The 25929-nt window shown below is 46.9% G+C and carries 27 protein-coding genes and 1 other annotated feature; of the genes, 25 read left to right on the plus strand and 2 right to left on the minus strand.

Translation table 11 applies throughout. The annotated features are described in order from the left end of the window. Positions 1-103 precede the first annotated feature (103 nt). From ribD to M3661_RS06265, 18 genes are all read left to right on the plus strand, one after another. The gene (ribD, locus tag M3661_RS06180) at positions 104-1273 is read left to right on the plus strand and encodes a bifunctional diaminohydroxyphosphoribosylaminopyrimidine deaminase/5-amino-6-(5-phosphoribosylamino)uracil reductase RibD (protein ID WP_251482970.1); all 1170 of its coding nucleotides are present in this window, start codon (positions 104-106) and stop codon (positions 1271-1273) included. Continuing rightward, the gene (gene ribE, locus M3661_RS06185) at positions 1254-1937 is read left to right on the plus strand and encodes a riboflavin synthase (RefSeq protein ID WP_251482972.1); all 684 of its coding nucleotides are present in this window, start codon (positions 1254-1256) and stop codon (positions 1935-1937) included. Before ribD ends, ribE begins: the two co-directional genes overlap by 20 nt. A 21-nt stretch (positions 1938-1958) precedes the next feature. Next, positions 1959-3200 (plus strand): bifunctional 3,4-dihydroxy-2-butanone-4-phosphate synthase/GTP cyclohydrolase II, encoded by a 1242-nt coding sequence (locus tag M3661_RS06190; protein WP_251482974.1) that lies wholly within the window; start codon positions 1959-1961, stop codon positions 3198-3200. An 84-nt stretch (positions 3201-3284) separates the two neighbouring features. Further along, on the plus strand, positions 3285-3752 hold the full coding sequence (gene ribH / locus M3661_RS06195) for a 6,7-dimethyl-8-ribityllumazine synthase (protein WP_021252931.1): 468 nt from the start codon (positions 3285-3287) through the stop codon (positions 3750-3752). 72 nt (positions 3753-3824) lie between these two features. Continuing rightward, a complete protein-coding gene (locus tag M3661_RS06200; protein WP_251482976.1) occupies positions 3825-4619 on the plus strand; it encodes a segregation and condensation protein A in 795 nt (264 codons plus the stop codon). Further along, positions 4588-5244 carry an SMC-Scp complex subunit ScpB gene (scpB, locus tag M3661_RS06205; RefSeq protein ID WP_065290829.1) on the plus strand — a complete coding sequence of 219 codons (657 nt, stop codon included), beginning with the start codon at positions 4588-4590 and terminating at the stop codon, positions 5242-5244. Before M3661_RS06200 ends, scpB begins: the two co-directional genes overlap by 32 nt. A 51-nt stretch (positions 5245-5295) precedes the next feature. After that, positions 5296-5994 (plus strand): metal-dependent hydrolase, encoded by a 699-nt coding sequence (locus M3661_RS06210; RefSeq protein WP_251482978.1) that lies wholly within the window; start codon positions 5296-5298, stop codon positions 5992-5994. Positions 5995-6202: 208 nt separating this feature from the next. Continuing rightward, entirely contained in the window at positions 6203-6880 is a 678-nt protein-coding gene (locus tag M3661_RS06215; RefSeq protein WP_021252927.1) for a DUF2953 domain-containing protein, read from the plus strand. After that, positions 6853-7329 (plus strand): GerW family sporulation protein, encoded by a 477-nt coding sequence (gene ytfJ / locus M3661_RS06220; protein ID WP_138186565.1) that lies wholly within the window; start codon positions 6853-6855, stop codon positions 7327-7329. Before M3661_RS06215 ends, ytfJ begins: the two co-directional genes overlap by 28 nt. A gap of 194 nt (positions 7330-7523) precedes the next feature. Beyond that, on the plus strand, positions 7524-8825 hold the full coding sequence (locus tag M3661_RS06225) for a D-alanyl-D-alanine carboxypeptidase family protein (protein WP_251482980.1): 1302 nt from the start codon (positions 7524-7526) through the stop codon (positions 8823-8825). A gap of 27 nt (positions 8826-8852) precedes the next feature. Further along, positions 8853-9515: a nucleoside recognition domain-containing protein gene (locus tag M3661_RS06230; protein ID WP_072728493.1), complete on the plus strand. Its 663-nt coding sequence runs from the start codon at positions 8853-8855 to the stop codon at positions 9513-9515. Between the two features lie 73 nt (positions 9516-9588). Further along, complete coding sequence (locus M3661_RS06235) at positions 9589-10134, plus strand: spore maturation protein (protein ID WP_251482982.1); 546 nt, start codon at positions 9589-9591, stop codon at positions 10132-10134. A gap of 106 nt (positions 10135-10240) precedes the next feature. Beyond that, positions 10241-10987 (plus strand): pseudouridine synthase, encoded by a 747-nt coding sequence (locus M3661_RS06240; RefSeq protein WP_065290832.1) that lies wholly within the window; start codon positions 10241-10243, stop codon positions 10985-10987. A 215-nt stretch (positions 10988-11202) separates the two neighbouring features. Further along, positions 11203-11730: a redoxin domain-containing protein gene (locus M3661_RS06245; RefSeq protein ID WP_251482984.1), complete on the plus strand. Its 528-nt coding sequence runs from the start codon at positions 11203-11205 to the stop codon at positions 11728-11730. A gap of 26 nt (positions 11731-11756) precedes the next feature. Then, on the plus strand, positions 11757-13439 hold the full coding sequence (gene resB, locus M3661_RS06250) for a cytochrome c biogenesis protein ResB (RefSeq protein ID WP_251482987.1): 1683 nt from the start codon (positions 11757-11759) through the stop codon (positions 13437-13439). Beyond that, on the plus strand, positions 13436-14695 hold the full coding sequence (ccsA, locus tag M3661_RS06255) for a cytochrome c biogenesis protein CcsA (protein WP_021252919.1): 1260 nt from the start codon (positions 13436-13438) through the stop codon (positions 14693-14695). Before resB ends, ccsA begins: the two co-directional genes overlap by 4 nt. Positions 14696-14924: 229 nt before the next feature. Further along, complete coding sequence (locus M3661_RS06260; protein WP_021259234.1) at positions 14925-15641, plus strand: response regulator transcription factor; 717 nt, start codon at positions 14925-14927, stop codon at positions 15639-15641. A 1-nt stretch (position 15642) separates the two neighbouring features. Continuing rightward, positions 15643-17067, plus strand: a complete 1425-nt coding sequence (locus tag M3661_RS06265) for a sensor histidine kinase (RefSeq protein WP_251482989.1) — start codon at positions 15643-15645, stop codon at positions 17065-17067. A 158-nt stretch (positions 17068-17225) separates the two neighbouring features. On the opposite strand, the gene serA is transcribed toward M3661_RS06265, so the two are convergent. Continuing rightward, the gene (serA, locus tag M3661_RS06270) at positions 17226-18812 is read right to left on the minus strand and encodes a phosphoglycerate dehydrogenase (RefSeq protein WP_251482991.1); all 1587 of its coding nucleotides are present in this window, start codon (positions 18810-18812) and stop codon (positions 17226-17228) included. A gap of 124 nt (positions 18813-18936) precedes the next feature. Further along, positions 18937-19178 (minus strand) — a binding site (T-box leader). Between the two features lie 92 nt (positions 19179-19270). Continuing rightward, a complete protein-coding gene (locus M3661_RS06275) occupies positions 19271-19846 on the minus strand; it encodes a tetratricopeptide repeat protein (RefSeq protein ID WP_251482993.1) in 576 nt (191 codons plus the stop codon). A 174-nt stretch (positions 19847-20020) separates the two neighbouring features. Between M3661_RS06275 and M3661_RS06280 the strand changes: the two genes are divergently transcribed. The 7 genes from M3661_RS06280 (at position 20021) to ypeB (ending at position 25894) form a co-directional block, all read left to right on the plus strand. Further along, positions 20021-20614 carry a type II CAAX endopeptidase family protein gene (locus M3661_RS06280; RefSeq protein ID WP_065290875.1) on the plus strand — a complete coding sequence of 198 codons (594 nt, stop codon included), beginning with the start codon at positions 20021-20023 and terminating at the stop codon, positions 20612-20614. Continuing rightward, the gene (locus tag M3661_RS06285; protein ID WP_021252914.1) at positions 20611-20976 is read left to right on the plus strand and encodes a hypothetical protein; all 366 of its coding nucleotides are present in this window, start codon (positions 20611-20613) and stop codon (positions 20974-20976) included. Before M3661_RS06280 ends, M3661_RS06285 begins: the two co-directional genes overlap by 4 nt. Positions 20977-20979: 3 nt before the next feature. Continuing rightward, positions 20980-21810: a metallophosphoesterase gene (locus M3661_RS06290; RefSeq protein WP_251482995.1), complete on the plus strand. Its 831-nt coding sequence runs from the start codon at positions 20980-20982 to the stop codon at positions 21808-21810. Between the two features lie 74 nt (positions 21811-21884). Further along, a complete protein-coding gene (locus tag M3661_RS06295; protein WP_021252912.1) occupies positions 21885-22337 on the plus strand; it encodes a hypothetical protein in 453 nt (150 codons plus the stop codon). Positions 22338-22542: 205 nt separating this feature from the next. Next, complete coding sequence (locus tag M3661_RS06300; protein ID WP_021252911.1) at positions 22543-23163, plus strand: genetic competence negative regulator; 621 nt, start codon at positions 22543-22545, stop codon at positions 23161-23163. A gap of 327 nt (positions 23164-23490) precedes the next feature. Next, on the plus strand, positions 23491-24216 hold the full coding sequence (prsW, locus tag M3661_RS06305; RefSeq protein ID WP_138189433.1) for a glutamic-type intramembrane protease PrsW: 726 nt from the start codon (positions 23491-23493) through the stop codon (positions 24214-24216). Between the two features lie 337 nt (positions 24217-24553). Beyond that, positions 24554-25894: a germination protein YpeB gene (gene ypeB, locus M3661_RS06310; RefSeq protein WP_251482997.1), complete on the plus strand. Its 1341-nt coding sequence runs from the start codon at positions 24554-24556 to the stop codon at positions 25892-25894. Positions 25895-25929 lie beyond the last annotated feature (35 nt).

Genomic DNA, 25929 nt, shown 5'->3' on the forward strand with positions numbered 1-25929 from the left:
AAATTAAGTACATACCTGCAAGCTCAATCAATCATGCCCTTCGGAGGATCCGAAGGGCTTTTTTGCGTTAGCCTTGATCTGTTTGTGGAAAGGAGGATACCCAATGTCTGCTGTTATCAATGATGAACTGTACATGCAGCTCGCTGTGAACATGGCAGAGCAGGTGCTTGGACAGACCGATGTGAACCCTGCAGTTGGCTGTGTCATTGTGAACGAGGGACGAATCGTCGGTCTTGGAGCTCATTTGCGGCGTGGTGAAGGCCATGCGGAAGTCCATGCTTTACAGATGGCTGGTGAAGCGGCGAGAGGAGCAACTGCGTATGTGACCCTTGAGCCATGCAGCCACTATGGGCGAACACCGCCTTGCAGTCTGCGATTGATTGAAGCGGGAATTGCCCGTGTCGTGATCGCTTGCGTCGATCCGAATCCAGCGGTTGCAGGGAGAGGAATTGCTCTACTGAAGGATCATGGAATTGGGATAACGTTGGATGTGCTTCGGGAGAGAGGTCTCGCACTGATTGAAATGTTCGCTAAGCATATTACGACCGGCATTCCGTTCGTTACCCTCAAGACAGCAAGTACGCTGGACGGCAAGATCGCTACTTCGACTGGGGACAGCAAGTGGATCTCGAATGAGCGAAGTCGTGAACTCGTTCATTCGATGAGGCACCGTCATCAAGCGATTATGGTAGGCATAGGCACTGTGCTTGCGGATGATCCATCGCTGACAACACGTCTGTCAGTCCCTGGGGTAAACCCAGTGCGCTTGATTGTAGACTCGAAGCTTCGGATCCCTATGGACGCCAACGTCGTAACCGATCAAGCTGCACGAACCTGCATCTTCACAACTGCACGGGCAAGCGGGGAGAAGCGGCGTGAATTGGTGTCCCGAGGCGTGGAGGTCATCGAGTGCGGAGAAGGCGAGAAGGTAGACCTTCGGCAGATGATGGAATGGTGCGGCCAACATGAGATCGGATCCATACTCCTTGAAGGTGGAGGTCGATTGAATGGAGCGATGCTAGAGAAGAAGCTGGTCGACAAAGTTGCAATATTTATGGCTCCGATTGTCGTCGGCGGTCAGCATGCGCCTGGTAGTTTTGTGTTTGAAGGTGTAGAGCGGATGCAGGATGCATACCGGCTTCAGTATGTGGAGGTTGAGAAGTTCGGAGATAATATCTGCATCACTGGATATCCGTTCGGCAAGCGTGAGGTGGAGCATTTGACTCATTCCAGCATAAAGGAGGAGCATAGCAATGTTCACCGGACTCATTGAAGAAGTGGGCTCACTGCAGGCTGTGATGAAGCGAGGCGAGGCGATGGTGCTTCATATCCGAGCATCTAAGGTTCTAGAAGGCATGAAGCTGGGGGATAGCATCGCCGTCAATGGTGTTTGTCTGACCTCAACGTCCTATGATGGCAGCTCCTTCATGGCGGATGTGATGCCGCAGACGTTCCGCCATACGAATTTGAAGGATTTAAGGCCGGGCGATCCGGTCAATCTAGAGCGTGCAATGGCAGCAGGCGGACGATTCGGCGGTCATATTGTGCAAGGACATGTAGATGGTCTTGCAACGATTGTGGGACGAACAAGAGATGCGAATGCTGTTGTCATCGAATGTCGGGCGAGTCGGCCTGAGATGGCGAAATATATGATTCCACAAGGTTCTGTCACCATTGACGGCATCAGCTTAACCCTAACACGAGCAGAGCGTGGAGAGTTTGCCGTATCGATTATTCCGCATACGTTGGCGCAAACCGCTCTTCAGCGCAAGCAGCCGGGTGATACCGTCAACATTGAATGTGATGTGCTTGGCAAGTATGTGGATCATTTGCTCCGGTATGGTAGATCAGGGCCGGAGAACGAGACAAAGGATTCGAATCGTTCTGGTTCTGGAGGTCTGAATGCAGCGTTTTTGGCTGAGCATGGTTTTATGTAATGGTGAAAGGGGAGGAACAACATGAAGGAAGCATTTCACTTTGATTCGATAGAAGACGCAATTGCAGATTTGAAGCAGGGCAAGGTCATCATTGTGGTTGATGACGAAGATCGGGAAAATGAAGGCGACTTTATCGCGTTAGCCGACAAGGCAACACCGGAAGTTATTAACTTCATGATTACAGAAGGCCGAGGATTGGTATGCGTACCTATTACGCAGGAGCGTGCCGAGGAGCTTGAGCTTCACCCAATGGTTACACACAACACGGACAATCACGGTACGGCATTTACCGTATCCATTGATCACGTAGATACGACTACTGGCATTTCAGCGCACGAACGCTCACTAACGATCCAGAAGATGCTGGATGCGGACGCCAAGGCAGAAGATTTCCGCCGCCCGGGTCATATCTTCCCGTTAATAGCGAAGAATGGTGGTGTGTTGCGCCGTGCAGGGCATACGGAAGCAGCGGTTGATCTCGCCCGGTTGAGCGGATCTGCACCTGCTAGTGTCATCTGCGAAGTGATTAAGGAAGATGGCACGATGGCTAGACTGCCCGACTTGATGGAACTGAAGGAGCAGTGGGACTTGAAGCTAATCAGCATCAAGGATCTCATTCATTACCGTAATGAGAAGGAGAAGCTGGTTCAACGTGAGGTCGAGGTGAACATGCCTACTGACTTCGGCATATTCCGAGCTATTGCCTATACGAATGGTGTGGACAATAAGGAACATGTTGCCTTAGTGAAGGGTGACATTGATGGAACTCAGCCAGTTCTTGTTCGCGTTCATTCGGAATGCTTAACCGGGGATGTATTTCATTCACATCGCTGCGACTGTGGCCCTCAATTGGCCGCTGCGCTTTCACAAATAGACGAGGAAGGCATTGGCGTCCTGCTCTATATGCGCCAGGAAGGCCGCGGGATTGGACTTATTAACAAGCTCAAAGCTTATCAGCTTCAGGAGCAAGGGCTAGACACTGTGGATGCCAACTTGAAGCTTGGATTCCCAGCGGATCTGCGGGATTACGGCATTGGAGCTCAAATCTTGAAAGATCTTGGCATTCGTCAAATTCGCCTTCTTACAAATAATCCTCGCAAAATTAAAGGGTTGGAAGGCTATGGTCTAGAGGTCGTTGAGCGCGTCCCGATTCAAATGCAGGAGAATGAAGACAACACAAAATATCTGCATACGAAGGCTGCAAAGCTCGGGCATATGCTCGTATTCGACGATATTGAACAGGATGAACAAGCACGCAGATAAGCCCTGAAGGAAATGAAGTACCGCAAGCGTGCGATAACCTTATCGATATGATTCAGTTATTTATCACAGAGGAGGACTTTACTTATGCCACATGTATTTGAAGGACACTTAGTTTCCGAAGGATTAAAATATGGAATTGTTGCTGGTCGATTCAATGAATTTATTGTCAGCAAGCTTGTTTCGGGAGCACTTGATGCGCTGAAGCGCCACGGGGTTAAAGATGAGGAGGTAGATATTGCCTGGGTTCCGGGTGCATTTGAAATTCCACTAATTGCGCAGAAAATGGCGGAGAGCGGGAAGTATGATGCGGTGATCACACTTGGCGCAGTTATTCGCGGGTCCACTCCGCATTTCGATTATGTGTGCAGTGAAGCGGCTAAAGGCGTTGCGCAAGTGAACATGAAGACAGGGGTTCCGACCATATTCGGAGTGCTGACAACAGACTCCATCGAGCAGGCAATTGAACGTGCAGGAACGAAGGCAGGCAACAAGGGTTGGGAAGCTGCGTCTACTGCAATTGAAATGGCGAACTTGACGAATCAGTTAAAATAGTGCTTATTTAATGTAGTGCCCTTTTTGCAAGGGCGCTACATTTGTTTTTATTGCTCAGGAGGTTATCACGGGGTGACCGTAACGTATAAGCTGGAACAGTTTGAAGGACCGCTCGATTTGCTCCTGCATTTAATCGACCAAGCGGAAATTAATATTCAAGATATATCGATTAGTGAGATTGCAGATCAATATATGGAATATTTGCACAACATGCAGGAATTGGAGCTGGAGATTACGAGCGAGTTTCTCGTTATGGCGGCAACGTTGCTGTCCATGAAATCACAGCAGCTGCTTCCCAAGCCTCCGGTCATGGAATGGGACGACTATGAAGATTATGTGGATGATGAGCCTGATCCGCGGGCAGAGCTTATACGCAAGTTGATCGAATACCGAAAGTACAAGGGAATTGCGGAGCATCTCCGGGAACGCGAGACAGAACGAAGCATGATTTTTTCCAAGGAACCAGAGGACTTAACGCCATTTATGCCAACAGCTCCTGATAATCCAGTGGATGGATTACATGTCACAGACTTGATCGCAGCATTCCGCAAGGCACTTAGCAAAGCGTCGCGCAGAACGCAGGTCGCAACAATCCACCGGGATGAAATATCGGTTAAGGATCGGATTAAGAGCATTATCGACACGCTGCGTCCATTTGGCAAGGGAGGCAAGATGATGTTCTCTAACTTGCTTAGCGAGCATCTCACGCGTTCGGAAATTGTCGTTTCCTTTCTCGCGCTGCTGGAGCTGATGAAGATGAAGCAAGTTCGCTGCTACCAGGATAGCCTCTTTGAGGACATCGTGATTCAATGGAGTGGGGAGGTGGACACGGAAGATGGACTTTCAGATGCTGAAGTCGATTATTGAGGGGTTGTTGTTCATGGCTGGAGATGAAGGCTTGAACATTAAGCAAATCTCAGAAATTACAGAACAGCGCCCAGAGGTTATAGAGGAAGCGATGAACGATCTGCGCGCGGACTTCGAGCGCTCGAAACGTGGTCTGCAAATTGTTGCAATCGCAGGGATGTACGAGCTAGCTACATTGCCAGAACATGCCCCGTATTTTGAGAAGATGGCATATTCGCCATCGCGTTCTTCTCTGTCGCAAGCAGCCCTAGAGACCTTGTCTATCGTTGCCTATCGACAGCCGATTACCCGTGTTGAGATCGAAGAAATCCGCGGCGTAAAATCGGATCGTGCGATTCAGACACTAACGAACAAGGGTTTGATCGAAGAGGTTGGACGAGCAGAAGCGATCGGAAGGCCGATTTTGTATGGCACAACGAAATCATTCTTAGATTATTTCGGATTATCAACAATTAAAGAACTGCCGGATTCCTCTGCTTTTGAACAAATGGATGGGTTAGAAGAGGAAACGCAGCTCTTGTTCGAGAAGTTAGATGGACGCCAATTGACGATTGAAGACGTGAAGGAAGTTGAAGAACAATTGGAAGCAGGAGTTCAAGATGAGCACGAGGAAGAGATACGATAAGAACTTCTGCGTATGAAGCTGTTGAATATGCAAATATGAGGAGGAACTGCTTTGAACATTCATTTCCACGGTCATTCCTGCATTCAGCTTGTTACCGAACAGCATAGTATTATCATTGATCCTTTCTTGACTGGCAACCCTGCAGCAGTCACACGTTCAGAAGAGATTCATGCTGACTATGTGCTGCTCACACATGGCCATGGCGATCATATTGGTGATGCGGTATCCATCTCCAAGCGCTGCAATGCGCCTATTATTGGCATGGTAGAGCTTACGAACTACATGGAATCGCAAGGTGCGCAAGCTATAGGCATGAACCTAGGTGGGCCAGCTCCATTCGAATTTGGATCGGTTGCGCTAGTGCCTGCCCTGCACAGTTCCTCCGTTACAGTCAATGGTCAGGATATTTATATGGGCAACCCTGTAGGGATTGTCCTGCAAACAGAGGGGCTAACGATTTATCATGCCGGAGACACTGCATTGTACAGCGATATGAAGCTCATTGGCGATCGCTACAAGCCAGATATCGCCTTCTTGCCAATTGGCAGCTTCTTCACGATGGACCCGGAAGATGCATTGCTAGCTGCGCAGTGGGTACAGGCTAAAGTTGTCATCCCCGTGCACTACAATACATTTCCTCCTATTCAACAGGATGGGGCAGCATTTGTGGCGAAGCTTCAGGAGCTTGGGATGCAAGGACTGGAACTTTTGCCTGGTCAATCTATTGATCATTCCAAGCTGATGCTGTAAAGAGGCGCTTGTCCCTAACATTCAAAGAAACTTGCTTGAACGAGGAGCATCAATATGTGCTAATGCTTGCCCGTCAGCTTCGTATGCGATAATACGAGCTGACGGGTTTTTTTTATTTGATAAAGTCAATCGGAAATATGCTAATCGTGCATGCTAGTCTGGATGAAAGGCCATAATACGGATAGTTTAGGAAATGGAGGCGCATGACATGATAGGATGGGCGATTGCTGGAGGGATAGTAGTTGTCTTGCTTGCCCTCATTGTCTTTTCGTCCATTGAGTGCAAAATCATCATTCACAAATCAGGAAAACATGAGCGAGTTGTTCTATTGATTCGGGCATGCTATGGACTGCTTCGTTGGAAATATGAATGGCGATCCATTCGATTTATTAACATGGAAACAGGGGTTCACCTGCATGTAAAAGCTAAGGATAATGTCGGAACAGGTCATGCAAGTCGAGATGAAACTCAGGTCGATAAAAAATTGATAGAGAGATATAAGCACAACGTGCGGCGACTTCTACGTCATACGCGTTGCATCATTCTATGGCTCAAAGAAACTCTCCAGCGGGTACAGTGCAGCATGTTTACTTGGGATACGGAGATTGGACTGCTTAATCCAGCAACAGCTTGTCTATTGACAGGGGCATCATGGTCAGTGAAGAGCATGCTGGTAGGAGCATTGTCTCACCATATTCGATTTCGAAGACATCCTCAGATGGAAGTGAATCCGCAATTTCACACCCCTTTTTTTTCCACTAGGATCGTTTGTATAACCAAAATTCGCATCGTGCACGCTATAACTGCTGTAATCAAGTTGATTATTCGCATCGTTCGCGCAGAAGGAGGAATACGAACATGGCGGAACATCCTATCGAGGGCTTAATGCATGCAGCCTTTAACAATATTAAGGCTATGGTAGATGTAAATGCAATCGTGGGCGATCCTGTCCAAACACCTGACGGCAGTGTCATTTTGCCGATAAGCCGTGTTGCATTTGGCTTTGCGGCAGGAGGCAGCGACTTCCGGTTGGATGAGAGGCACGACAGACATGACAGACCAGCCTCAGAACGTGGTGAGGCGCGTACAGTTCCTGCAGCCTATGCCTATGGTTCGAAGCCATTTGGAGGAGGTAGCGGCGGTGGCGTCTACATAACACCGATTGCCTTTCTCGTCGTTGGCAGGCGGGGCATTGATGTCGTGTCGCTCGACAATCAGACGCATTTGCTGGAGAAAATTATTGATGCCGCACCTAATGTGCTGGATCAAATCAGTTCGATGTTCAAGAAGCAGGAATCAACGACGGCCGAGGATATTATTATATCGGATCGGTAGGAATATGGCGTCAGGCTTGATTGTTGCTGCCGTTATTGCCGGTAAAATGGCGATGCAGTCAACGGGAGCTTGACGCTATTTTTCATTAGAACAACTCCTGCTTGCTTAAGTAATCGTAAGTGATGGACATACTCGGTCTCGAACAAGCATACATATGGAACAACTTGACCGGTATACAGATTAAGGAGGAACGTATGAGCAAGCATCCATACGTAGGACAAGTTGGAAAGATGATTGCGTTGTGTGCATTGTTGGGTTCGGTTCTGGCATATGATTTGTATGGACGTGCCGCGTCAGCTGATCCATCCGTGGACACAAGTCGCACACAGCGTGAGGCTGCACAGGAATGGTCTGTCCCGCTGCAGGTTGAGCCATCGAACGCAACTGCTTCGGCTCGAATCGCGCCTCCATCTACTGCAGCAAGAGCAGCAGCCTTAATAGATGTAGCATCTGGAAGAATGCTGTACAGCCATAACGGGAAGCAGGAGCTTCCAATGGCGAGTACGACGAAAGTGATGACCGCGATTGTGGCAATTGAGCATGGCCGGCTGGAGGATAAAGTAAAGGCGACTTCTCGTGCTGTAGGGAAGGAAGGCTCCTCCATTTACTTGAGACTTGGAGAAGAGATGAGTCTCAACCATTTGTTGTATGGCCTTATGCTTCGTTCAGGCAACGATGCTGCGGTGGCGATTGCTGAGCACGTTGGAGGCTCGGAAGAAGGCTTCGTCCACTTAATGAATGAGAAGGCGAAGCTTCTCGGGTTGGAGCATACCCAGTTCCGCAATCCTCATGGTTTGGATGAGAAGGGTCACTATACGACTGCAGAAGATCTAGCTCGTATATCAGCATATGCACTGCATAATGCAACCTTCCGTGAAATCGTGCGCACCCGTACGAAGAAGGCGCCTAATACAATCGACAATTGGGATTATGTGTGGGGCAATAAGAATAAAATGCTTCACTTGTATGAAGGAGCAGATGGTGTGAAGACAGGTTACACGAAAGGTGCATTGCGGTGTCTAGTCAGTTCTGCCACACGGAATGGCCAGCAGCTTGTTGCTGTAACGCTGAATGACTCCAGAGATTGGGAAGACCATAGAAGGATGCTCGATTACGGCTTTCAAGCGTTTCCGCAAGCGAAGATTGTAGAGGAAGGCCAACATATTGAGGGTCAGCCATTCGAAGCTTCTAGATCGCTGACGTATCCGCTTGGATATGGGGAGCAATCGAAATTGTCTGCCAAGCTCTTCGTACCGGCTAGCGGTAGTCTCGATGCAAGGTTAGGTCATCAGGGACGCTTGACGATGTATGTGGACAAGGAACCGATAGCCAGTGTAGATGTTCGAAGAATTTCTCCAGACGAATCTGCGCCAACTCGAGGTGGTTCAGCCAAACACACTTCTGCAGTTCCAAGTGAAAGAAAGAGCGGCAACGTACTCAGTGAATGGATGATGGTACTAAAACGTGTAACAGGTAGACTATTTGGCGCAGCTTGATCGCCCATGGGAAGGGAGACGGTTGTCATTGTAAATGCGATATGGATGTTCATGCTGCTTGTGGGATTCATCGCTGCTGCCGCTCAGGGAAAGATTGACGTAGTGACGGAAGCCGTGTTCGAGGGAGCAAAGACAGGAGTATCTGTAAGCTTTGGACTCATCAGTGTGATGGTGTTCTGGCTAGGGATCATGCGGATTGCAGAGGATGCAGGGCTGCTGAAGCGGCTTGCCAAGGCTCTTGGTCCAGTCGTTAGGTATTTGTTTCCCGATGTACCTCGGAACCATCCTGCTCTCGGCTTCATTATGTCGAATATGAGCGCGAATTTGCTTGGGCTAGGCAATGCAGCTACACCGATGGGGATAAGAGCTATGCAGGAGCTCCAGAAATTAAATCCGAATAAAGATACGGCTACACCTGCCATGTGCACGCTGCTTGCAATCAATACGTCAAGTATAACCCTAATCCCAACAACATTGATTGCGATAAGGATGAATTTCAACTCTGCTAATCCTGCCGAGATTGTAGGTACTACGCTGCTTGCGACCATTGTAGCAACATTTGCAGCGATCTTCGCGGATCGATGGTACCGAAGAAAGGATGCAAAGCGTCCGCCCCCGCAACAATTAAAGTCTGACAAAGGGCGGTATACGGAATCTCAGGGAGCGGGATATCATACACCAGCTAGTTGAACAATGATTTGATGATTATGGCATCATGACCTTACTTCCAGCCTCGAAATGAAGTAGAAAGGATGGTCCGGTTATGTATGCATTTGTTTCCTCTATATCCGCATGGGCCATACCGGCCATTATCGTTTTTATTCCGCTGTTTGCCTATTTTCGGCGTGTGCCCGTATATGAGACCTTCGTTGAAGGGGCGAAGGATGGATTCCAAACTTCAATCAACATCATTCCAACCTTAGTAGGCATGATGGTTGCGATCAGTGTATTCCGTGCATCTGGTGCGATGGATTGGATGGTGGGGCTGCTGCGTCCGATACTCGATTGGATTGGCATTCCTGGTGAGGTGATGCCGCTCGCTTTCTTGCGGCCCATTACAGGAGCTGGCTCTCTTGCCTTTACTACCGATCTGATTAAGATGTACGGGCCTGATTCCGTGATTGGAAGAATTGCTTCAACGATACAGGGGAGCACTGATACAACGATCTATGTGTTGACCGTATATTTCGGCGCTGTTGGGATTAAGAAAGGCCGGTATGCACTAAAAGTTGGCCTATTCTCTGATTTGGTCGGATTTATTGCAGCAATTGTCGTCTGTTTCCTTGTATTTGGTTTCATTACAGGGTAATATCATAATAGCTTGAATAATGTAAGTTAATGACAAGCTCGCGCCCTCTTGGCAGCGGGCTTTTCTTTTCAATGAGGATAATAAAAGTTTGAGGTGACAGACATTCATGGAAGAACGTTTACAGAAGATTTTAGCGAACGCGGGTATCGCTTCGCGTCGTAAGTGTGAGGAAATTATCAAAGCAGGTAAGGTAGAGGTTAACGGAGAAGTCGTAACAACTTTGGGTGTGAAGGCTGATCCGTCAAGCGATGTGATTACCGTTAGTGGGAGAACGATATCGGTTAAGTCCGACAAAATAGTATTAGCCTTCCATAAGCCAAAAGGCGTTATTACAAGTACATCAGATCCAGAAGGCCGTAAGACAGTCATGGATTTTATGAAGGGTGTAAAGGCGCGAGTATATCCGGTAGGACGCCTCGATTACGAAACAGAGGGGCTGCTGCTGTTTACAAATGATGGTGAGTTAGCCAATATGCTCATGCATCCGCGTCATCATGTGGAGAAGACCTATCATGCAACCGTGAAAGGCGTACCTCATGGGGATAAGCTGGAGCAACTGAGAAAAGGGGTTAAACTTGAGGATGGTATGACTCAGCCAGCTGCGGTGGAATACCATGATGTTGACTTGGAGAGCAATACGGCAACCATCAGTATAACGATCCATGAGGGTCGCAATCGTCAAGTTCGCCGCATGTTCGAGGTGATTGGCCATCCTGTCACCAAGCTGAAGCGTGTGAAGTTCGGCAATATTACGCTGCAAGGAATTGCCCGTGGCAAACACCGTGTGCTGACGAAGTCGGAAGTCAACGAACTCCGTATGGAGATGAAATCCAACCGTACCATGCATACGTAAAATCGGATAGAGCAGTAAATCGCTTTTATTGCACCCCGCCCAGTATATGGTGACACATAATTTTCATATTGAGGAAGATATGTCCGCTAATCTATGAATTATAATAGTCGTGGATGGTGTAATGCAATTGTTGCAATTATGTCGTCTGAATGTGAAATATGTCATAGAAAGCAAGTGTTCAATCTATATCAATTGAACCACATCAAGAAGGGGCGATGATATTGGGCAAGAGAAACAAGACAGTCCAGATTCTCATACTATCTGTCATTGCGATACTTGGCGGGATTGCAATTAGCAATGCGTACAGTAAGCCTACATACCCTGAGGTTGGCAGCCGCATACCAGATGTGTCGCTTCATACGCTGAAGGGCGATACTGTGCAGCTGAGTGATTACAAGGGAAAGTCCCTGGTGCTTAATTTCTGGGGCTCCTGGTGCGAACCGTGTGAGCGGGAGATGCCCACCTTGCAGAAGGCAGCAGATGATTGGAAGGATCGCAACGTGGAAGTCGTCGGCATCAACTATGGAGAAGATGCGATCGTTGTGGACAATTATATGAAAGCGGTAAATGTTCATTTCACGATGCTGCTCGATTCAAATAAGAGTGTAACCAAAGCCTTCGGTGTCCGTCCATTGCCGACCACATTCTTCATCAAGCCTGATGGCAAAGTCCATGCTATTCATACTGGGGAAGTCACTACAAGCCAGCTAGAGTCCTATTTGGAACAAATGGCGAAAGAATAGGGCTTGAAGGGGAGGAGGACTAGGCTGTGCGGTTTGAGAATACGAAGTGCGAATGCGGCCATCAGAATGCAGTAGGAACTGTATTGTGCGAGGCCTGCGGCAAGCCGCTATTTGAAGGGGATGAGGTGGATTCCGTACTGGAAATGCGTTATGACGGGGTTGCGCGTAAGTCACAGAAGGCAAGTCCGTCATGGATTGATCGCATTTGGAATTTCTTCTCCTCAGTAAAAGTGGCGGTTATTCTTATCGTCATTACATTAATTGGTGCGTCACTCGGCACCATCTACCCACAGGAAAGCTCATTTCTCAGCATAGACCCGACACAATATTATAAGAGCACGTACGGTACATTGGGACAAATCTATTATATGCTTGGCTTGTCTCATACATACGAATCCTGGTGGTTCATTACATTGCTTGTCATGATCGGCGCCTCACTGGTCATTTGCAGCATTGATCGTGTACTTCCGTTATATCGTGCATTACATCGGCAGAAGATACGTAAGCATGTCCAGTTTATTTCGAGACAGCGGATTGTCTATGAAGGATCAATAAACCAAGATGCTGAAGCTTGGCTGGATAACATGTCGAACGTACTCAAGAAGAAAGGCTACCGAGTTATTAAGGATAATGAGGCGCTATTAGCTGAGAAGAACCGGTTCAGCCGCTGGGGGCCGTACATCAACCATATCGGACTTATTCTCTTCTTGCTTGCTATACTTGCACGCAGCATCCCAGGCTGGCATTACGATTATTATGACGGCTTCCCGCAAGGAGAAGCCCGTGAAATACCCGGAACTCCCTATTATTTGCAGAATGATAAATTTACAGTTGAATATTACGGCAAGGAAGATATGCCTGAGCAGTTCGTGAAGGAAGGGCGTGTTATACCGAAGCTGTTCGAGACGAAGGCGACACTGTTCAAGTGTGTGGACAAGTGTGGTGATACGCGTGTGAAGCCTGTGCTTGAACAGGTAGCTCAGCACAATATACAGTTGAATTCACCGCTTGAATATGAAGGGCTCATGGTCTATCAGAGCGACTTTGAATCGCGTCTCGTTGCGGTAAGCCCTGTACTTAGCAATGTGGACACAGGAGAGGTATACGGCAAGTTTGAACTTCGGGTGCAGAATACGGCTACGGAGTTTCAAGCAGGTCCATATTCACTGAAACTGACAGGGAAATACTTGGATTTTGCAATTGGCAAAAACGGAGAACTGACTACAAAATCGCAAAACCCGAACGCACCTGCATTCAGCTTCTTGATTAAGGGGCCGAATCTCCCAAGTGAAGGCTTGCCTTACTTGTATTTCGCGCTGCCTAAGGACAAAGATCAATTTCATCAGGATGACATTAATGCCAAGCTGAGAGAGAGTTTAGGGTCTGGCTCGATGCCCAATCTTCGCATCGGATTAGAATCCATGAAAGATATCATCTATACGAATTCAATCAGTTATATGACCGTGCGTAAGGAGACGGCGCTGCCGCTCATCTGGATTGGGGCTGGTATCAGTATGATCGGTCTAGTTATGGGCTTCTATTGGCAGCATCGCCGCATATGGCTTCGAATCGACGGCAATCGCTTGCTGCTCGGTGCCCATACGAATAAGAACTGGTATGGAATTCGGAATGAGGTGGCGGGTGCACTCGGAGCTGTTCACGTAGAAGTAGATGCCAAATCGATCGATCGTGGGGGGAATAAGGCGTGACTTTGCAATGGAGTCAGGACGCATATATTATCGCGTTTTTCTTGTTTTGTCTTTCCTTTATTTTGTACGTCGTGACTGTTGCTGGCCGGAAGATGAAAACTCGCGATCCCGTTCGCTTCGAACGCAGATGGGGAGCAATTTCATTTGGTGTAACGATACTTGGATTTATTAGCCAGATCGTATATTTCGGATTGCGCTGGGCATACGCTGGGCATATCCCTGTCAGCAATATGTATGAGTTCATGTCATTTTTGTCGATGATGATTATCGGTGCATTTATCGTTGTATACCTTATTTACCGAAGCACTGTATTAGGGCTCCTTGCTGTACCGCTCGCCTTCTTGATGATGGCGTATGCATCGGTCTTTCCAAGCGAGGTACAGCCGCTTATTCCACAGCTGAACTCGGTATGGCTGAAGCTTCATGTGACGATGTCGGCACTTAGCTATGCTTTCTTTGCGGTAGCCTTCGTTGCAGGACTGCTCTACTTATTGCGTACCGTCCGTTGGGATGCTGGAAGTTCGCGCAAGCCGCAGCGCTGGCTTGAGTTCACAATGGGCTGCATCGTTGTATTCATCGGCTTTATCGTGGTCGTATACAGTTTTCGTGCTGCAAGCTATGAGGTGGTTATAGGACAGAAGGTTGAAACGGTCAAGACCGGAGGAGAGATCGAGACAGGCTTGGAGATGGTCACCTATACAATGCCGCCGCTTGTGGCTCCGCATTTAAGTGATGAAGCTACCTTGCAATCACTACCCTCTTTCCTAGGCATGAAGCTGCCGTTAATGGAAGCACCGGGCTGGATGAAGGGAGTTCAAGCGGGCCGGAAGCTGAATACGGTAGTATGGTCGGTCATCGCGGGACTGATCTTGTACGGATTAATTCGCTTGCTGCTGCGCAAGCCAATCGCGAAGGCCCTTCAACCCTTATTCCATGGGATAGATCCAGACACTGTGGATGAGATTAGCTATCGCTCAATCGCGATAGGATTCCCGATCTTTACGTTAGGCGCACTTATCTTTGCAATGATATGGGCCCAGGTTGCATGGTCAAGATTTTGGGGCTGGGATCCGAAGGAAGTATGGGCGCTTGTGACTTGGCTTGCATACAGCGCTTACCTGCACTTGCGTCTAGCACGCAGCTGGCAGGGAACTAAGTCTTCTTGGATGTCGGTAATTGGATTTATCATCGTCATGTTCACACTTGTTGGGGTGAACTTGGTGATATCAGGCCTACATTCCTACTCAGGGGTATAAAAATAAAGGTTAACAAATGGAAAAAAGATGAAACGACTGGGATTACGAACAAGGAGTACCCCAGTCGTTCACATTTTTGCTATAATAGAGCCAAGTATCAAGGCGACGACGAGAGGAGCATCCTGCGAGTTGCCTGCTTATATTACAGCTAGAGCTACCAACCTCATCAATTGCAGCCGCACTTGGCTTCGCTTGAGGTTTTCTTTTATGGTGGAAAGGGGAGTCATACATGTCCGAGCAAGTGAATCGAATCTTGATCGTCGATGATGAAGAGCGGATACGCCGACTGTTGAAAATGTACCTTGAAAAAGAAGGTTTTGAAATTGAAGAGGCGGAAGATGGAGAAGCAGCGCTGCGAATGGCTGTAAGTGAAGAGTATGACCTCATTCTTCTTGACTTGATGCTGCCAGGCATCGACGGTGTAGAAGTATGCACGCGCTTAAGACAAGTGAAGGCGACGCCAGTCATAATGCTGACAGCCAAGGGGGAAGAGATTAACCGAGTGCAGGGCTTCGAAGTTGGTGCAGATGACTATGTCGTCAAGCCCTTCAGTCCGCGCGAGGTCATCTACCGGGTGAAGGCAGTCCTGAGACGATCTTCGGCTACAGCCTTTTTGACAAGCGATCCGAAGGCAAGCAACAACATTGTATTCCCGCATCTCATTATTGAACATGATGCACATCGTGTGACAGCAGGGGGGCAAGAGATTAGCTTGACGCCTAAGGAATATGAACTGCTGCATTATTTGGCGGTATCTCCGGACAAGGTGTTCTCAAGAGAAGAGCTGCTGAAGGATGTATGGAATTACGAGTTCTTTGGAGACCTTCGTACTGTAGATACACATGTGAAGCGCCTGCGTGAGAAGTTGAATAAGGTCTCGCCAGAAGCAGCTACTATGATCACTACGGTATGGGGTGTCGGCTACAAGCTCGAGGTGCCAAAATAACGTGAAATTTTGGCGAAGCATTGTCGGCAAGTTGTGGATGACCATTATTGGTCTAGTTGCATTCGTACTTATCATTTTAGGTCTGTATTTGCTGCATTACATTGACAGCAATTTCGCGCATCCGAACGATATCAAGCAGTTGTTCGTATATACAGGAATTATTGGATTTTCACTTACAACTTTCTTTGCGTTCTTCTTATTTACGAAGATTACGCAACCGCTTCGTAAGCTGAAGCAAGCGGCCGATACGATTCGTCAAGGCGATTACTCCACACGAGTAGCACTTCGTTCCTCTGATGAAATCGGGGAGTTGTCCCAGACGTTTAATCATATGGCGGAGGAACTGAACTCCACCATTTTGGATTTGCAGCATGAGAAGGAGCATCTAGCGAGTATTTTGCGCAGTATGACGGATGCTGTTATTACCTTTGATGCATCGGGACAGGTGCTGCTCGCGAACCCGCATGGTGAAACAGTCATGAGCCGCTGGAATGGAATGGATTGGGCGATCGATGAAGATATGACAGGTGCATCCGGAGTGCCGGAGCCGTTAAGACCCATTTTTCATACCGTTATTTCTGAAGCTCGGGAGGTTACGACCCGTGTTCATGTGAAGCAGCAGGTTTGGTCTGTTGTGATGGGGCCTCTGCATGCAGACAGCCGCGTACGCGGTGCCGTAGCCGTATTGCGGGATGTGACCGAAGAAGTGCAGCTGGAGAAGCTGCGCAAAGACTTCGTCGCGAATGTATCGCACGAGATTCGTACTCCACTGTCCATGCTTCAAGGATATAGTGAGGCATTATTGGATGATATAGCTGCTTCGCCAGAGGAACGCAGAGAGCTTGTTCAGGTTATTCATGACGAGTCCTTGCGTATGGGAAGGCTGGTGAAGGATCTGCTCGACCTAGCTCGCATGGAGGCGGGCCATCTGCCAATGCACAAAGCAGAGACGGATGTTCACGAACTTGCTTCCCGAGTCTATCGTAAATTCACAGTACTTGCGAAGGAACGTAATATACCGATTGAAATGAAACTTCATGCGATGGATCCAATTCTTCCTGAAGCGGATGAAGATCGGTTAGAGCAAGTGTTGACGAATTTGCTGGACAATGCACTACGCCACTCCTCTGAAGGACAACCGATTCATATTCGGACGGAACGTACGGACAATGAGTGGTTGTGGATTCACATTGAGGATCATGGTCAGGGTATTCCGTCAGAGGATGTCCCGTATGTGTTCGAACGATTCTATAAGGCTGATAAGGCACGCAAACGCGGCCCTTCAGGCGGCACAGGACTAGGTCTAGCGATTGTCAAAAATATTATTGAAGCACATCAGGGTCATATCCGAGTCGACAGCATATTAGGGAAGGGAACTACATTCTCCATTGCTCTACCCGTACAGCCAACACAAACCAGTATATGACACAAAACACCCTATTGCGCAGTTCAGCGGCAATAGGGTGTTTTTTTGTAGAATGACGATTGGAATATGTGTCAGACGAGGGCACAATTTTCCGATTAATCTTGATGCTCGTGGAACAGTTTCCACTACTCCACGAGCTGATGAAGGATAAGTTCGGTTTACAGCACAATTTCTTTGGCTTTTTTAATGTCTGTAGATTCTTTCAGTTTTGCGATTACCTCTTCTGGAATGGCTTTGTCGACGGAAAGCACCATGATGGCAGACCCTCCGACAATTTTCCGACCAACTTGCATGGTTGCGATGTTAACACCATTTGATCCAAGTAGTGTACCGACAATTCCAATTACGCCAGGCTTATCATCATGCGAAATTACTAGCAGATGCCCTTCTGGCGAGAGGTCTACAGGGTACTTGTCAATTTGTACGATACGTTCCCCATATCCGTTCAACAATGTACCAGCTACGAGTCGTTCTTCTGTGTTCGTCTTCAAAGTTACGGACAACAGATTTGTAAACCCTTTGGCAACGTGGGATTGCTGAACGATAATATGAATATCGCGCGTTTTGGCAAGGTGAACAGAGTTGACGATGTTCACATCTGAGCCAAAATGCTGGGTGAGAACGCCTTTCACGATATGTCTCGTAATAGTTTGCGTATCGACCTCAGCCAGATCACCAGAGTAGTTAACAAGGATTTCAAGAATTGGACTCTTTGTCATTTGTGAAGCGAATTGCCCCAGCTTCTCCGCAAGTGTGAAGTAAGGTTGGATTTTATTCAATACAGCCGGCGCAATCGGCGGCATGTTAACTGCATTCTTGAACGGTTCATTGCGTAGAATATGCAGTACCTGCTCCGAAACATCGACAGCCACGTTCTCTTGCGCCTCAACAGTGGATGCGCCAAGGTGAGGTGTGACGATAATCTTCGGATGACTCAAGAATGGGTGATCCGGTTGTGGAGGTTCAACCTCGAATACATCGAATGCGGCCCCTGCCACAATGCCTTCATCAATTGCCTCGACAAGTGCCATTTCATCGATAATTCCACCACGTGCGCAGTTAATAATGCGCATACCGCGTTTCATGACCTCGAATTGTGGACGAGCAATCATATGCTTCGTCTCAGGCGTCAATGGTGTATGAACCGTCAGGAAATCGGCTGCGCGAATAATTTCATCAACTGTGCCAAGCTTAACGCCTAATTTTTCAGCACGCTCTTCTGTCATGAATGGATCATATCCGATGATGTCCATGCCAAATGCCTTCGCTCTCTTGGCAACCTCGCTGCCGATACGACCCATACCAAGAACACCAAGGGTTTTGTTCATCAGCTCGACACCTAGGAAAGTCTTGCGATCCCATACTCCATTGATTGTCTTTGCGTAAGCCTGAGGGATATGACGGGATAATGCCATCATCATGGCAAAAGCATGCTCACAAGTTGTAATCGTATTCCCATCAGGAGCATTGATTACGATAATTCCGTGCTGTGTGGCTGCTTGCAGATCAATGTTGTCTACACCGACTCCCGCACGGCCCACGACTTTAAGCTTCTTACCTGCTTCCATGACGCGTGCTGTAACGCGAGTCTGACTGCGAACGAGCAGAGCATCATAATCTGCGATAATGCCAACCAGCTCATCCTCCGACAACCCCGTTTGCTTTACAACTGTAATATCCTCTGCGTCAACAAGCTTCTGAATCCCGAAATCGCTAATCGGGTCTGATACTAGTACTTTAAACATGGAATTCTCCCTCCTGAGCATAGCTTCATATGTATTAGAAACGGCAATGCCGTTATCTTGCTGTTGAAATGAGGCCTTGGTTATGAATATAGCAAAAAACTCCCGTCCACATACTACGACCGTAGTAAGGGACGAGAGTTCCATCTTCGTGGTGCCACCCTAATTCGCTGCTTATTCGCACAAGCAGCCTTACGCGTCTATGCTAGACGCCGAACGTTAACGGGTTCGATTCGGTTACGCCTACTGTCATCAGGGTTCGACGCAACAACTCCGGAACGCTGGAACAAGTCAATCCGCCACCGATTCACACCGACCATCGGCTCTCTGCAGGCTTCACTGAATGTTCGTTTCCTTCACCGTTTGACTCATGAAATTTTACTTAATGTACCATGCAAATGTTAGGGTGTCAATAGATTTTTATACGAACATAACTGTGGAGTATTTGTAAATTGTACGGATTATGATGATTTGCCGGATTCTTTAAGAATATGTTTTATACAGGCGTCTATTGCGATTTGGGAAGAATGGATCAGTTCTTCGTTTTCGGACTTTGTTCGGATTTTTAATGCTTTTTCAAACCAAGGGAGAGCTGATTCGTACTTGTATTGGTCATATAGATTTTTACCATAATGTTGATAGAGAAAGTCAAGCAAATTGAAATGTTGATCGTTCGAAATCGAATGTTCCAGTAGATCGTCGAACATGCGGTTCGATGTGTGGAAGTTACGCATCCATTGATAGGAATGAGCGAGACGGAGCTTATTGATCCACACCTGCTTAGCATTGTTCATTGCAGAATGAATAGAGATTGCGGAAGTTAAGTACGTAATGCTGTCCGCGTAATTGCCGACAATTCGGCTGTAAACACCCAGCATTCCGTATTGTCTTCCTAATTCCTCTTGATTCTGCTGATCAGATTGAGTCTGTTCTTTTATATAAGCAATGGCATTACACATATCAGAGAGGGAGTGCGGAACCTCTCTCAGATCGTCATCGAAATAGAAGGTGCAATTGAAATGCATAGATGCAGGCAAAAAAATCGGTCTCCTTTCGTGTGAAGTGCATTTATTTTACAAGGCAGTGTCGCATTAGGCAATACAATCGCAGATTTTGCAGAATCCTCAACTTGAATGAACCATCTTCAATCTGATATGATGCATCTATTGAGGGATATAATATGGATTGCTAACTCGTTAGGCAGGGATGTAATGAAACAGAAATGGAATGATTTCAAATCTCGACAAGTAGACATACAACAGTTAGATGATAAGGTGCTTCTTCTTAATTTGTATGTAACACAGGGAATCACACTGATTCTCGGTTTGGTGTGGATTTGGCTTCAAGGCAGAAATCCTTTCTTATTGCTAACTACACAGACATCGAATCTGTCATGGCTATGGCTTGGAGCCGGATTGGCTGCTCTAGTTATTGTTGTTGACATCGCGGTTTCTAGATTTGTTCCTGATGATATGACGGACGACGGTGGGGTGAATGAAAAGCTCTTCCGCAATCGTCCAATATGGCATATAATTGCTATCTCTTTTATCGTTGGCGTATGTGAGGAAATGCTCTTTCGCGGGGCAATACAGCACGCATTTGGAGCATATTGGACGAGTATTATTTTCGCAGCTATCCATGTACGTTATTTGCGCCATTGGTTACCAACTGGAATGGTGTTTCTAATTAGCTTTGCTTTGGGTACTATTTATGAGTGGACAGGAACCCTGTGGGCTCCTATACTAGCACATTTTATCATTGATCTCATTATGGGACTCATTATACGATTTCGGAGGGAAGTATGAGCGAGAATCACCCACACCCTTTATTTCGAGGGTTCTCTCGCAAGCAAGAGCCAGACCTACATAGCCCGGCACTAGATGCTTTACGTTCATTGAGAGAAAATTCATCGAAGAAAGACACACATACGGAGCAACAAGACAGCAACCATGCGATATCGGAAGAACAGCTGCTTCATCTTGCAGAGAATATCTCCGCATCAGATGAAGATATGGATGATCGTTCATTGCCGTCACGCAAGAAGTTATTTCCGTCGAGTTATGTTAGACTGACAAAATGGTTTTATAATTTTCTATTTTTATTATTTGTAGGATTGTTAATTGGACTACTATTTTGGGGTCGTCATAAGCTGGGGCTGGAGGGGTAATCGATGATGGTTGCTTTTACTATCATTGCAGGCTTGCTGGCAGCAGCCGGAGTGCTTGTTGTTTATATGTTATGGGAAGCACGGGGGTTTACAATTACAGAAGAAGAAGTGGTGCTGAAGCGGTTGCCGTCGACATTCGACGGGGTCCGCTTGTTTTTTATAAGTGACTTTCATCGAAGGCAATTGACTGACAGACATATTGAGCAGATTTTGGGTCATCGACAGGCTTCTTTGTTTCTGGTCGGTGGGGATATGACTGATCAAGGTGCTCATCTGGAATCCAGTGTAGAGAATATAGCAAAGCTGCGCCAATTAGGGCCTGTAACGGCTGTACATGGCAATCATGATTATAAGGCCAATGTTCGAGAGTTAGATGATAAGCTGAATCAGCTAGGTGTTAAGGTGCTGGACAATGAAGCAATGCGGTTGGAGCAGAATGGTCAATTTATATGGCTTGTTGGTTGGGATGACTATAGCTCGAAGCGAACGAATGTGAAGCTTGCTATGAGTGAGCCTAAACAAGAGCCTAGCTGCACCATTGTTCTGACACATGATCCGCTGTCCTTGCGCAAGGCTGAGCTGCAAGGGATTGATCTCGTATTGTCAGGACATACGCACGGAGGGCAAATTTACCTGCCTGGATACGGGCCACTTCGCACCTCTAAGTTTTACCGCAAATATCTATGTGGCTGGCATAATTTTCTTGGACAAGGTTCTACAACATTGTTTATCACGAAGGGGTTCGGCACCTCGCATGTTCCTTTTCGTTTATTATGTAAGCCTGAGGCACATTTTATTACGCTTCGTTCGGGCATTGATGGCCAGATTTCCTGATTTTTTACCGGATGGTTCGATACAGTTGCGCTCACACTACAATTGATCCTAACGAATTGAAGGAGGGAACAACAGTGAAAGTGACATCGTTCATTTCTGGTGCAGCCATTGGCATTCTGGCTGGTATGTACTTGGCTGACAGACGTTCGCTGGCTAATTTGCAATCCAAATTGCATGTTGCAGGCAATGTCGTCCAGGATGTGGTTGGCAAAGCGAAGGATAAGGTTATGGATGTAACGACGTCCAATATGCCGGATATTGCTTCCTTGCTTGACATGAAGAAGTTGTCCAAAGAGGCATCTAAGTCGGACTCATTCAGCTTGGATCGCGTCAAGGAACTGATTGAGCGGGATCCAGAAGTGAAGCGCAAGGTGGATGCGATTTTGCGTGAAAATGGGCTGGCTCCGACGCCATCCGATTTGTCAGCTGTGAAAACAGAAACGTCTACTACAACAGTATCTAGCGTTTCCAAAACGCAAGCTGCTCCACGCAGCAAGCCGTTCGAAGAACAACAGTCCACTCACTGATAGCTGAGGAAATTTTATCTTAGAAGCTGCCGATTTTCTTCGGCAGCTTCTTCAATGTTTGGTACATTTACTCTCTGACAACTATTTTATGTAGTGCAAATCCATACAAGAAATGATAACATGAAATACATAGAACCATTTTCAGCACATATTATATGTTGCTTCATAATCTGTTATAACCGAAGTTGCAAAGGAGGGTCCTGTCATGAAGATCGAACGTATCAGTCAAGACAAGATTCGAATTTTCCTTACGTTCGACGATTTGTCTGAGCGCGGGATCAAACGCGACGATCTGTGGCGGGAAATGTCTAAGCTGCAGGAACTGTTCGCGGAAATGATGGATCAGGCGTATACCGAACTCGGATTTGATGCGACGGGACCATTAGCCGTAGAAGTATTCGCAATGCCTGCACAAGGTATGGTAGTTATCGTAACGCGAACGCAGTGGAACCATGCTTCAGGTCATGGTGACGGCATTGAGGATGACGAGTTGGATGATGTATATGAAATGGAAGTAACGCTTGAGGAGAGCGATACGATCGTATTCGCATTTCGAGATTTTGAAGACTTCATCGAGGCGGCACATACGGTTCATGGCAATTTTACCGTACCAGGTGCGCTCTACCAATATAATGGACAGTGGATTTTCCATGCGGAGCCGGCAAATACGGATCCTCAGCGATTGCAAGCCTTCATTGCAATCATGGCTGAGTATGGAGAAGCGGCGTCAGTGACGACAGCTGTTCTGGAGGAGTATGGGAAGTGTATCATTGCAGAGGATGCCATCGACGTTACTTGTACACATTTCAGTCCGCGTCGCGCGTAGGACAGTTTAATATGCGTCCGTGAACAGGGGGGCTTGTGATTTTTCATGGCAAGTGAAAAATTCGGGCTCCCTGTTTCGTGTTTTTTCAGCAGTTGGCTACGTCAACCAATATATGCATTTTCCAATGATTTGGACACTGCCGTTTCGATATCTTTATTTGAAACCATCATTTATTCCTAGCATTCGACAGGGTAAGCGTACTTTGTAAACGTATGGTATACTTACTTTTATCCTAATGATCATTATTTTTATGTATAGTCGCCAAAGGAGGATGGGAAGGTGACTTTGCTAACTGCTATCGGCATGCTAGTCGCAGACACTTCTCAGATGGCGGCACAATCTGGTGAAGCTTCGACGCCTATATTGCCTTTGCTAACAGCAGCAATCGCTCCAGGTATCGCATTGCTGGCGTATTTCTACTTGAAGGATCGATATGACTATGAACCGATTCATATGGTCATTCGTGTCTTTCTACTGGGGTTTCTTATTGTATTCCCGATCATGATTATTCAGCATGGCCTTGTGTTGTGGTGGGGAAACAATCCGTATGTGTATTCCTTTCTAATCTCGTCCGGTGTAGAGGAATTTGTCAAATGGTTCGTTCTGTACCACATGATCTACAATCATGTAGAGTTCGATGAACACTATGATGGGATTTTGTATGCAGTTGCGGTGTCGCTCGGATTTGCTACCATAGAGAATGTCATGTATGCATGGCTCAATCAGACATCATTCTCTCAAATGCTCGTGCGTGCCTTGCTACCTGTATCCGGACATGCCTTATTTGGTGTCATCATGGGCTATTACATGGGAAAGGCAAAATTTCTTGGCGGACGTTCACGTAAATATTTAATGTACTCGATTGGATTACCGTTGTTCTGGCATGGAGTATATGATCTTATCCTAATGATGTCCACCCGTTACTGGCTATGGTTCATCGTGCCGCTGATGCTGTTTCTCTGGTACTACGGCATGGGGAAAGTACGTCGTGCCAATGCCCGATCTCCGCTCCGATTAATGAATCCGGAAGATGAGGTTAATATGGAGCAATAATGGGAATGCTATTATTTACATGCTCAAGTTGTGCACTGCACGAACGGGCGCAGTACATGGTAGCAAGGAGGGCTCATGTGAGGGTGAAGGTAACCATTCGCTGCCAATGCTGTGGCGAAAAATTCATTCTACGTGGCAAACGGGAAAAGGGTCGAATTGAAACGGGCTTCAAACAATGCATCTGTGATAATCGAGATGCGTTTCATATTGATGAAGAGCCAATATAAGTATCGTAATAAGAGCGCAATAATGGGAATCGATGCATAAACCTCCCTGATATCCAGCAAACTAACATCACTATGATGTATAAGTAGCTGTGAAGGGAGACGTTTGTACCATGTATAAACGATTAAGTGCAGTGATGTTTCCGATTTTTGCGCTCTTATTTATTGGAGCGATTGTATGGGGATATCAAGAGCATCAAGAGAAGAACTCTATATTGATTAAGGCAGAGAACCAATATCAGCGTGCCTTTCATGATTTGACGTATCATGTTGATAAACTGCATTCTGAATTGGGACAAACACTTGCAGTTAACTCCAAATCGCAAGCGATGCATCGCAAAGGTCTTGTGAATGTATGGAGAATTACGAGCCAGGCGCAAAATGAAATTAATCAGCTGCCGTTGACGCTGCTGCCATTTAACAAGACAGAAGACTTCTTATCACGGATCTCAAACTTCTCATATCGAGCAGCCGTAAGAGATATGACGAAGCAGCCGCTTAGTGATGATGAAGTGAAAATTCTGAAGACGCTGCATCAGAATGCTGCACAAATCTCACAAGACTTGCAGCAGGTTCAGAATAAAGTCATCAGTCAAAGCTTGCGCTGGATGGATGTTGAGACGGCAATGGCCTCCGAGCAGAAGACAATGGACAATACAATTATCGACGGCTTCAAAACGGTGGACAAAAAGGTTAGCGAGTACCCGGAGTTGAACTGGGGACCTTCCATATCGAGCGTGTATACGAAGCGCTCCGTGAAGATGCTGAAGGGAAATCCACTATCAGAGCAGCAAATTAAAGAAAAAGCAGAGAAATTCCTAATCAAGAAGCCGAATGAACCTGTTCAAGTTAGAAGAAACGGCAAAGGTACCGAATATGAATCGTTTACCGTGTTCACGAAATATAAGAACGATGGCAGTGCCCTCACGATGGACTACACGAAACAAGGCTTCCTGATGTCATATATGGACACGCGTCCCGTTGGCAAGAAAAAGCTGACAATGGCGCAAGCCGAAGAGTCAGCGAAACGATTCCTGAAGAAGAATGACTATCCTGACATGGCTGCAGTTCGTTATGATGAGTACAACAATACAGGCAGTCTTACACTAGTTCCGGTTGCAGATGGCGTATATCTATATCCGCAGCAGGTGACAGCTCGCGTAGCATTGGACAATGGCGAAGTTACAGGGTTGCAGGCAGCTGATTTCGTCTATGAAGGCAAGGAGCGCAAGGTCGGCAAGCCGAAGTTGGGCAAAAAAGAGGCGCAAGCAATGCTGAATCCTGACATGGACGTTATGTATGACCGCATGTCGCTTATAAAAAATGATCTGTCTGAAGAAGTGCTTTGTTATGAGTTCGGAGGCAAAATTAATGGCGGTGCTTACCGCGTGTACATTAATGCCGACAATGGAACAGAAGAACAAATTGAAGAGATGAAGCTTCTCAAATCATAAATAAATAGCTAAGTAAAGGTTCCAATTCCTAGCAA

Origin of the sequence: Paenibacillus sp. MER 180, assembly GCF_023713665.1 — a bacterium.
In the GTDB taxonomy this organism is placed as follows: Bacteria; Bacillota; Bacilli; order Paenibacillales; family Paenibacillaceae; genus Paenibacillus_B; species Paenibacillus_B suaedae.